Here is a 9700-nt window from a genome sequence, read left to right as displayed (position 1 = left end):
GGATGCGGAGCTTATCGGCTACGCTCCAACGGCGCCGCCGCTCGCGCCCGGTGATGATCTCGACCGCCCCGCTGCCCATGACCTTACAGCCGACCTTACGCCCGACGTTAAGGCCACCAGCCTCAACCGACGTCAGCGGCCAGGGAAGGCGGCGGAGGCCAGACGCTTACGTTAGAGCGATATCCGATCAGGTAGGATGACCTGATCGGGTTTCTTGCTCTAGGTTGTGGGCGCCTTGCTCGACGTCGAGACCCGATAGCGCTCCACCGCGAGCTTGGAACCACCATGCGGTGCAAGTCGCATCAGCCGGCCTCGGCGATGCGGTAGATGGTGTAGCTGCCCTTGGCGCCCTGATGGTCGGGCCCGACTTGGCGGATGCGCTCCAGCACGGTGACATCGATGCCGCGCTTCTTCAGGCCGGCGAAGAAGCCGCGGACGGTGTGGTTGGCCCAGCCGGTGGCCTCGGCAATCTGGGCGACGGTCGCACCTTCAGGCCGGCGCAGCAGGGCCAGCACCGCCTCCTGCTTGGTGCCCTGGCTAGGTTGGCGCGGACCAATGCTATGCGCGGCCGCGGTGCGGGCCGGCACGGCGCGGCGGAGGGCGGCGACGGCGGGCGCCAGTGCCACGCCATCGTTCGCGTCCCAGGCGGCAAGCAGGGCACGGGCGGCGGCGCGGAGGCTCAGCCGCGCCGATGCCCCATGTTGGCCCGTGGAGGGGGCGCCAGGGGCTTCCACGGCTTCGCCGCTAGTCACCACGGGGCTGGACGCCGCTGCCGCTGGTGACTCGCTACAGGCCAATGCGGGCATGGTTTCGGTGGAAGGTTCGGAACTGCCCTTTGCCGCGGCCTCGCCGATGGCCTGCAGCCCAGCGTCGGTGAGACGCAGCGCGATCCATGTGCCGGCATCGTCCTGCCGCCAGCCGAGGCCGACGTACTCAGTCTGCGCCGGGACCTCGGTCAGCAAGCCGTGCTTCAGCATGCTGCGGAACACCGCATTGCGGGCGGCGGCGAGCAGACCTCCGGGCGCAGCAGCAAGCCGAGCGTCATGCTGCGCGGCGGCGGTGAGGATCTGCCGCTGGGTGTCGGAGAGGGTCATGGTCGGGCTCCTGGTGCAGGACCCGATCAGCCAGGTCCTACGACCCGAAGCCCCGCCGATGAGCTCGGTGAGGGCGGCGCGCCGGCGTCTGCCGCGGCGCGCGTCCGACCATTCGCTCTGTGGCTGGGGGAAGTGAAGCGGAAATGCGCTCGCTGGGCCGACAATGCCTTCCCGCAAATCAGCAAAGTCAACCGCGACGGTTCGACCGACCTCGAGGCGCTGTGGCTCCGCTGTCTGCAAGGCGTGGCGCCGGTGTCGCACTTGGTGACCTGAGGCTCGGGTAATCGCTCCTTGGCACTCCGTCGCGCTCGAGCGGCACCCCCGTGCTGCTCACTGGCGCGAACATAAACAGCCGGTAATCTTGTGCCCTCTGTGTCCAGTCCCAATCTCCCCCGCATGATAGACGCCAAAGCCCTTCTCGACCGCTTCCTCGGCCCAGGCGGGGTGGCCGGCACCCTGTCCGGTCGCGCCTCGGAACGGCCTGGCCGTCCCGTCTCCCCTTGGGGAGCGACACAGCCGTCGTCCGGCGCCAGCAGCACGGGCGGCGGGCTGACCGAAGCCGCGCAGCAGCTTCTTGGGGGCGCCGGCGGTGCTGGTGGCCTTGTCGGCAGCGCCGCGGCTGGTGGACTGCTGGGTCTGTTGCTCGGCAAGAAGGGCGGCAAGCGTGGTGGCGGGATGCTGAGCCATGGTGGCGCGGCGCTGCTCGGCGCGCTGGCGCATCGTGCCTGGCAGAACTGGCAAGCCGGACAGGCGCCGGCGACCGCAAAGACTACTACTGCGCATGACATGGACAATGTGGAGCCGCGTTTCTTGCCAGCTACCGCCACGGCGGCCAGCGGGGAGCCCTTCGAGTTGTCGCTGATTCGGGCCATGATCGGCGCCGCCCGCGCAGACGGCCACATCGACGCCACTGAGCGGGGTCGCATCTTTGAGCAGGTGGATAAGGCCGGTCTGGACGCCGAGGCCAAGGCCTTCGTCTTTGACACGCTGGACGCCCCGATCGGGGTAAGTGAGGTCGCCGCCGCTGCCAAGACGCCCGAGCAGGCTTCAGAGATCTACTTGGTATCCCGCCTTGCGGTAGATCCGGACGAGCCTGCCGAGCGCGCCTATCTCCAGGCGCTCGCGCACCGGCTCAAGTTGCCGGATGGTTTGGTCGCGCACCTAGATCGTCAGGCCGATGCGGCACTGGGACCGAACAATTCATCAACTGGCTGAGCGCTACTCTGTGCCACGCCCAACCTACTGGTAAGCCAGCGGGAGTTCGCCGCGGAGGTCTTCTGCGGCCTGCCCAAATGGCCGCCGCCGCCGAAGTCCTGAGTCGTATGCTGGATCTGCGGCGCCCGGAGTACGCATGCATCGCATGAGCCCGGATGAGGGTAGGGCCTCATACGTCCACACCGCCGTTCTGTGCAACAAGGTTCCCCATTGGCGCTGTCAGCCGCGTGGACTTCAATGAGTTCGTGCCTGGATATCGAGCTGCTGGATTAGATGGCCCACCAGGTTCATCCTGCGGCCTCTTGCGAGCTTGGTGTGGTGCGGGTCGTGACTGGCCTCCCTTGCTTCTCACGGTCATGCCAAGCGCTCCCTGACCACAAGCGGCAGGCGAATGCGGCACTCGACGCCCTCCGGCGGGAAGTTGAGCGTGACTTCGCCGCCTGAATCGTGCGGCAATGCATGCTCCGACAACCGCGAGCCGAAGCCGCGGCGCTCGGGTGGTCGCACCGGTGGCCCACCCCGCTCGCGCCAGAAAATTGTGACTGCAGGCGCCGAGTTCCTAAGTCGCTGTTCCAGGTCCCATGTGACCTCGATACGACCGCCTGGCAACGATAGCGCCCCATACTTCGCGGCGTTGGTTGCTAGCTCATGCAGCGCAAGGTTGAGAGTGACCGTGGTGTTTGGCGCAAGGCGAACCGGGCGTCCGTTCACCGTGACACGTCCCACCTCGCCGTCCGCGGCGTAGGGTTCGAGTGTCCGCTCGACCACCTCGTGCAGCGGCGCGCCCTCCCAGTCGCTTTGGGACAGCATGTCATGGGAGCGCGCTAGCGCCATGAGCCGCGCCTCGAAGGTCGCCCGAAGGTCGGCGGGCGCCCCGGCCTGGCGCAAGGTTTGCGCCGCCACGGCCTGCGCTGTGGCGAGTGCGTTCTTGACCCGATGGCCAAGTTCGCGGAGCAGCAGTGCGCGGCGCTCCTTGCTTTGGTGGCGCTCGGTCTGATCGCGCAGGATCTTCAGGAAGCCCCGCAACTGTCCATCACTGTCCACGAGCGGCATGGTCTGACCCGACCCCCAGAACCGCGAACCGTCGGCGCGCAGGCGCCAGCCTTCATTCCCGGCGCGGCCCTCCTCCGCGGCACGGCACATCTCCATTTCGGGTACCCGGGCCTCGCGATCTTCGGGGGTGAAGATGACGTCTGCAGGGCGCCCGAGGATCTTATCCTCAGTGAAGCCAAGGATGCGCTGCGCCCCCGGGTTCCAGCTGGTGAACCGGCCATCAAGGCCGAGGGTGAAGATCGCGTACTCGGTCGCGCTCTCAAAGATGAGGCGCAGATGCTCTTCGCCTGTACGGAGCGCGGCCCTGGCCGCCTCCAGTTCGATCTTCAACTCGGAAACCCGCCGCTTGAGTTCCAGGTTCGTTTGGATGAAGGCTGCGTTGGCCGCCTCAAGGTTCTCGGCCAGGAGGTGCGCCTCCTGCAACGACAGGCGCCGTTCTTCCTCTCCGGCGCGTAACTCTGCCGCCTCCCAGGCCGACTGTGCGCTGGCGCCGCCGCTCTGGGGCGCGTTCTCGGTCGCGGTCTTCCCCAGGGCGGCTTTCAGGACCTGGACCTCCGCCGCCAAGGCGTCGCGCTCACGTGCCAAGTTAGCCACGTTCTCGCCGTCAGCGGGCCCCGGGGCAGCTGGCGTCCCCTCCTGCCTCTCATTACCCGCCATAGCTTCCTCCCTTTGCAATGTAATGCCCAAGCCCGTGCTGTCGGCTTGCCTGGCTGCAGCCGCGGTCTCGTCAGGGCACCACGACCCGGGAAAGGCGCAGCCTGAGCGGCTCGGCCGCGTTCTGTTGGGACAGGCAGCAGCGCTCCGGAGTGCCTCCGGACGGTTCGCGGGGCGGCGCCCCTGAGTCATTTGGCCGGGGCCGAGAGGCTGGCAGGCCGCGGTCCTGCGCCAGCCTCATCTGCGGCCTGATGAACCGGCGGGTCCCCGACTGGTTACCCGCCACGCTACCGACCTGCGCGTCCTTATGTACGGCAGCGCACATGGAGACGCAAACAATACATGAGGGGATGCCGTGCAGCGGTGGCGCGTAGGAATAAAGGCGAGCCTGACCGAACCGGCCGGAACGGGCCGCTGTGAGGGGTGACCGGAGGGAGCCCAACCCATGCTGTGCCCGACTGAGACCACAAGTACGGACAACCGCCTGCTCAGTGCGCTGCCAGCCGAAGAATTGGATCGCCTTCGGCCCGGGCTGGAAACCATCCGACTGGCGACCGGGCAGGATCTCCACGCACCGGGCGAGCCGATCAGTCATATCTACTTCCCGCATCGGGGCGTCGTGTCTCTGGTTAGCGAGGTGCCTGACAGCCGCTCCGTCGAGATCGCCACCGTGGGTAACGAGGGTATGGTCGGCGTCGCGATCCTGCTGGGGGCGACGACCATGCCAAGCCGGGCCTTCTGCCAGATTCCAGGCGCTGCCTCGCGCATGGCCGCAGGCACCTTCCGCACGGCGTTGGACGTGAACCCGGTCTTCCGGGCGTTGCTGCTGCGCTATGTCCTGGCACTTCTGAACCAGGTCGCGCAGACGGCCGTCTGCAACCGCGTCCACCCGATCGAGCAGCGCTGTGCACGCTGGCTGCTCATGACGCATGACCAGGTGAATCGGGCGCCGCGCTTCCCGCTGACCCAATCGTTCCTGAGCCAGATGCTAGGCGTGCGGCGGGCTAGCGTCTCGGTTGCAGCATCGACGCTGCAGCGGGAGGGGATACTCCGCTACGCGCGCGGGATCGTCACCATCCCTGACCGTGACGCGCTCGAGGCCGCCGCCTGCCCCTGTTATGGCATCATCCGTGCCGAGTTCGTCCGCAGAGCACCTCGTCCACGCGCGTGTGCTGGGCCTTCGGCAGCAACACCACCACGCCGCGGCGGTAGAGCCCAGGATCGGCCGCGATGAAGAAGCCGCCGAAGGAATTTCTATAGGCCGGCAAGCGGCGGCTAACCAATGCCGCAAGACGGGGCGCCCCGCTCTGGGTACCGATGACCTGCCTCCGGAATTCTGGACCGGCGAAAGTGGGAAAATTCTCGGTTAGGCTCGGAAGCGCTGACTGAGGAGACGGACCATGAAGCGGTCCCTGTTCACCGACCAGCAGATCGCCGTGCGTGGCAGTGCCCCGCACCCTGCGCCAGGCGGAGGAGGGCACGGCGGTGGAGGAGGTCTGCCGCAAAGCGGGGATCTCGATCCAGACCTACTACCTGTATGGACTGCTCCCCTTGCGCAAGCGTCCTGTGAGCTGGGTGTGACGGCCAGTTTGCGAAGGGATGATGGGACCAGCTTGACGGGCTGATCCTGGATCTGCGGGCGGTTTCCTGTCTGGAGACCGCCATGTAGACGTCTGCCGATCGCGCGCGGTTGGGGACTTTGGCTCGTACCAGCACCTCGCGGCCTCAAGGCAGGGTCTCCCCATCCGCCGAGCGATGACCTATTCCCGCATCGCGGCTTCCTTGCGACGCCGTAAGGCGGGCAGCAGCATCAGCGCCAGCATAATGGCCGCAATGCCAAGCAGGCTGGCACTGATCGGCCGTTCCACGAAGACCGACGGGTCGCCACGCGACAGCAGCATTGCCCGGCGCAGATGTTCCTCCATCATCGGTCCCAGCACGAAGCCTAGCAGCAGCGGTGCCGGCTCCATCTTGATCTTCGAAAAGACATAACCCACCAACGCGAAGACCATCATAATATAGACATCGAAGACGTTGTTGTTGATGCTGTAGGCGCCGATGCAGCAGAACACCAGAATCGCAGGATAAAGGAACTTGTACGGCACCTTCAGTAGTTGCACCCAGATGCCGACCAGCGGCAGGTTGATGACCAGCAGCATCAGGTTGCCGATCCACATGCTGCAGATCAGCCCCCAGAACAGCTCGGGCTGCGCCGTGACCATCCGCGGCCCGGGCTGGATGCCCTGGATGATCAGCGCCCCCACCATCAGCGCCATCACTGAATTCGACGGAATACCAAGCGTCAGCAACGGAATGAAGGCGGTCTGCGCGCCGGCGTTGTTGGCGCTTTCCGGCCCCGCTAGGCCTTCAATAGCGCCCTTGCCAAAACGTTCGGGGCGGCGGGTCAACTTGCGTTCCAGCATGTAGGAGCCGAAGGAGGACAACGTCGCCCCGCCGCCGGGCAGCACGCCCAGCGTGGTACCGAGCACGGTGCCGCGTATCGCCGCCGGAATTGCGTAGCGCCATTCCTCGCGGCTCAGCCATAGCGGCCCGCGCTTGGCCACCCGGCCGCTGCGGATCTCTGGGCGCTCCAGGTTCAACATGATCTCAGCGACGCCGAACAGCCCCATCGCCAAGGCGACGAAGTTGATACCGTCAGACAGTTCGGGGATGCCGAAGGTGAAGCGCTGCTGGCCGGTCTGCACATCAGTGCCGACCAAACCGAGGGACACGCCCAGCACTACCATTGCGACCGCCTTCACCACACCGCCCTGGGCGAGCACGCTGGCAACGATCAATCCGAGCGCCATCAGCGCGAAGTAGTCGGCCGGCCCAAAGGACAGCGCGACCTGAGTCAGCAACGGCCCGGAGGCTGCGACGACGAAGGTAGCAACAGTGCCGGCGAAGAACGAGCCGAGTGCCGCGGTTGCCAGTGCCGCGCCACCGCGCCCCTGCTGCGCCATCTGGTAACCTTCAATGGCGCTGACCACGCCAGAGATTTCGCCCGGTAGGTTCAGCAGGATTGCGGTGGTGGAGCCGCCATACTGCGAACCGTAGTAGATGCCCGCGAGCATGATGATGGCTGTTACCGGCTCCTGCCCGAAGGTCAGCGGCAACAGCAGCGAGATGGTTGCGGTCGGGCCAAGCCCGGGCAACACGCCAATGGCGGTACCGATCAGCGCGCCGAGGAAGGCGAAGGCTAGGTTTTTGAGGCTCAGCGCGACATCGAAGCCGAGCAGCAGGTTCTCCAGCATCGCTGTCGCTCCTATGTCGGCAGGACAGGCTGGGCGGACGTCTTGGGAAGCACGGCGGGCGGCATGTCATTGACCGGCTGCATGGACGTTCCCTCGTACAAGGGCAGAATTGGGTCCGGGCGGTTCGGACACCCGTGCGGCGACGGAGAGCGGATCGCGTTCTGTCCGGGACCAACGGTTCAACCAGTCTCCCTCGCCGCGGTTCCGGGAAAAACCGTGCTGGGCGCCGCTGCTGACCTGCCTCCGGAATTCTGGACCGGCGAAAGTGGGAAAATTCTTGGTTAGGTTCGGAAGCGCTGACTGAGGAGACGGGCCATGAAGCGGTCCCTGCTCACCGACCAGCAGATCGCCGTGCGTGGCAGTGCCCCGCACCCTGCGCCAGGCGGGGGAGGTCTGCCGCAAGGCGGGGATCTCGATCCAGACCTACTACCTGTATGGACTGCTCCCCTTGCGCAAGCGTTCTTTGGGCTGGGTGTGACGGCCAGTTTGCGTACCTGTATCCGGCGCCTCGGGGTTACCCCCGGCGCCCGAATGGCAAATCCGCACGCGCGGGCCTCAACCGATGGACGGCCTATGGGGTGGCCGCGATAGAAGCCAGGCTCTCCGCGCGTCGGCTTGATGACCTATTGCCCATTCCCTCGTGACGCTCGCAACGCTGGTGGCAAGGACCTATGCGGCTGCTGGCCGCCGGTACTCCTCACCCTTCGCCAGGAGCGACCAGATGAGCCTGGCGTTCTTGTTGGCCACGGCGACGATGGCGCGGTTGGTGCCTCGGCGCTTGACCAAGTTGTTCACCCATTGGCTCTTAGGGTCTTTCCTGCCGACGCTGACGCGCACGACTTCCCGGGCGCCGTGTACGAGCAGGGTTCGGAGGTGCTGGTCGCCCCGTTTGCTGATGCCGCCCATGACGATCCGGCCGCCCGTGGCTTGGTGCCGCGGCACCAGGCCAAGCCAGGCTGACATGTGCCGGCCGTTCTCGAAGTCCTTGGCATCGCCGACCGCTGCGACGATGGCGGTCGCGGTCTTCGGGCCGACGCCTTCGAGCTTGGCGATGCGCTGACATGCCGGGTCCTGACGGAACACCGCCTCGATGCGCCGGTCGAAGTCCCGGATGCGCTCGTCGAGCTGCTGCAGGAACTCGAACAGGCTTGCGAGCATCTCGCGCGCCATGACCGTCAGCGCGTTGCCCTGATCGGCGACGATCTGTGGGATCAGCCTCCTCGCCCGTGAGGCGGATTTGCCGAAGACGATGCCGCGGTCGAGCAGGATGCCTCGCATCTGGCTGATCAGGGCTGTGCGGTGGTTCACCAGACGCTGCCGGCAGCGGTGCAAGGACTGGATGTCCTGCTGTGCGACAGTCTTTGCGGGTACGAATCGCATGTTGGGCCGCTGCACGGCCTCGCAGATCGCCTCGGCGTCATTGCCGTCATTCTTGTTCCCGCGCACGAAGGGCTTCACGAATTGCGGGCTGATGATGCGGACAACATGCCCGGCCCGCTCGAACTCCCTCGCCCAATGGAAGGCGCTCGCACATGCCTCGATGCCGATTGTGCAGGGCGCCAGCGCCGCGATGAACGGCAGGAGCTGGTCGCGCCGGAGCCGCTTTCGGAGCACCGCCCGGCCGGCCAAGTCGACACCGTGCAGCTGGAACAGGTTCTTCGATAGGTCGATCCCGAGCACACCGAGTTCCATGGCCTTTCCTCCCTCGTGACTGGCCGACCCAAGGCTAGCGCGGCTGGGGAGGGGGGAGCAGTCCATGCCATTCGCTGGCGGAAGAAGTACGGCGGGCTGATGCCGTCCGAGATGCGGCGGCTGAAGCAACTCGAGGAGGAGAATGTCCGCCTCAACCGGCTGGTGGCTGACCTGTCGCTCGACAAGGAGATGCGGCAGGACGTTGTCCGCCGCAAACTATGAAGCCTGCGCGCTGCCGGGCGATGGTGGACCATCTCCGTGAAGTGGTCCCCATCGGTCGGACAGTTTGGCGGCCTGGATAAGCTCGGTCCTGGTTGTCGTCAGGCCGCCAATTTGGCCATCTCGTCCGCCCCATAGGTCTCGTCGGGGGTCTGCCCGGCCAGCGCGCTATGTGGGCGTCCGGCATTGTAGTAGCCGATCCACTTCGACAACCCGGCCCGCAACTCCGAGCCGGTCTCGAAGGCGTGCAGGTAGACGCACTCGTACTTCAGGCTGCGCCATAGTCGTTCGATGAAGACATTGTCCATCCAGCGGCCACGGCCGTCCATCGAGATGCGCACTCCGGCCTGCTGCAGCACGCCGGTGAACCGCGGCGAGGTGAACTGGCTGCCCTGGTCGGTATTGAAAATCCCCGGTCGCCCGAACCGCCCCAAGGCCTCCTCCAGCACCTCGAGGCAGAACTCCACCTCCATGGTGTTCGACACCCGCCAGGCCAGCACCTTCCGCGTCGCCCAGTCC

Annotated in this window: 7 protein-coding genes and 1 pseudogene; 3 read left to right on the top strand and 5 right to left on the bottom strand. The window is 66.2% G+C overall.

Annotated features, from left to right (window positions below):
* Positions 1 to 302: 302 nt before the first annotated feature.
* Entirely contained in the window at positions 303 to 1094 is a 792-nt protein-coding gene (locus tag H7965_RS27060; RefSeq protein ID WP_186773654.1) for a DUF3489 domain-containing protein, read from the bottom strand.
* A 396-nt stretch (positions 1095 to 1490) separates the two neighbouring features.
* Here H7965_RS27060 and H7965_RS27055 point away from each other — a divergent pair, with 396 nt between their 5' ends.
* Positions 1491 to 2309 (top strand): tellurite resistance TerB family protein, encoded by an 819-nt coding sequence (locus H7965_RS27055; RefSeq protein ID WP_186773653.1) that lies wholly within the window; start codon positions 1491 to 1493, stop codon positions 2307 to 2309.
* Positions 2310 to 2663: 354 nt separating this feature from the next.
* Here the strand turns inward: H7965_RS27055 and H7965_RS27050 are convergent, their stop codons facing one another.
* Positions 2664 to 3947, bottom strand: a complete 1284-nt coding sequence (locus H7965_RS27050; RefSeq protein ID WP_229682819.1) for an HWE histidine kinase domain-containing protein — start codon at positions 3945 to 3947, stop codon at positions 2664 to 2666.
* Between the two features lie 514 nt (positions 3948 to 4461).
* Between H7965_RS27050 and H7965_RS27045 the strand changes: the two genes are divergently transcribed.
* Complete coding sequence (locus tag H7965_RS27045) at positions 4462 to 5250, top strand: Crp/Fnr family transcriptional regulator (protein ID WP_186773651.1); 789 nt, start codon at positions 4462 to 4464, stop codon at positions 5248 to 5250.
* A 526-nt stretch (positions 5251 to 5776) separates the two neighbouring features.
* Here H7965_RS27045 and H7965_RS27040 read toward each other — a convergent pair.
* Positions 5777 to 7270 (bottom strand): tripartite tricarboxylate transporter permease, encoded by a 1494-nt coding sequence (locus H7965_RS27040; RefSeq protein ID WP_186773650.1) that lies wholly within the window; start codon positions 7268 to 7270, stop codon positions 5777 to 5779.
* A gap of 669 nt (positions 7271 to 7939) precedes the next feature.
* On the bottom strand, positions 7940 to 8962 hold the full coding sequence (locus tag H7965_RS27035; protein ID WP_186773655.1) for an IS110 family RNA-guided transposase: 1023 nt from the start codon (positions 8960 to 8962) through the stop codon (positions 7940 to 7942).
* 75 nt (positions 8963 to 9037) lie between these two features.
* Between H7965_RS27035 and H7965_RS27030 the strand changes: the two are divergent.
* Positions 9038 to 9222 (top strand): annotated as a pseudogene (locus H7965_RS27030) (IS3 family transposase); the annotation flags it as partial.
* A 60-nt stretch (positions 9223 to 9282) separates the two neighbouring features.
* On the opposite strand, the gene H7965_RS27025 reads toward H7965_RS27030, so the two are convergent.
* Positions 9283 to 9700, bottom strand: a 418-nt coding sequence (locus tag H7965_RS27025) for an integrase core domain-containing protein (protein WP_186773649.1), incomplete at its 5' end; no start/stop codon positions are given.

The organism is Siccirubricoccus deserti (assembly GCF_014283215.1).
GTDB lineage: Bacteria > Pseudomonadota > Alphaproteobacteria > Acetobacterales > Acetobacteraceae > Siccirubricoccus > Siccirubricoccus deserti.
The sequence above is the reverse complement of the archived record's forward strand: the minus strand, read 5'-3'. Positions and strand labels throughout refer to the sequence as shown.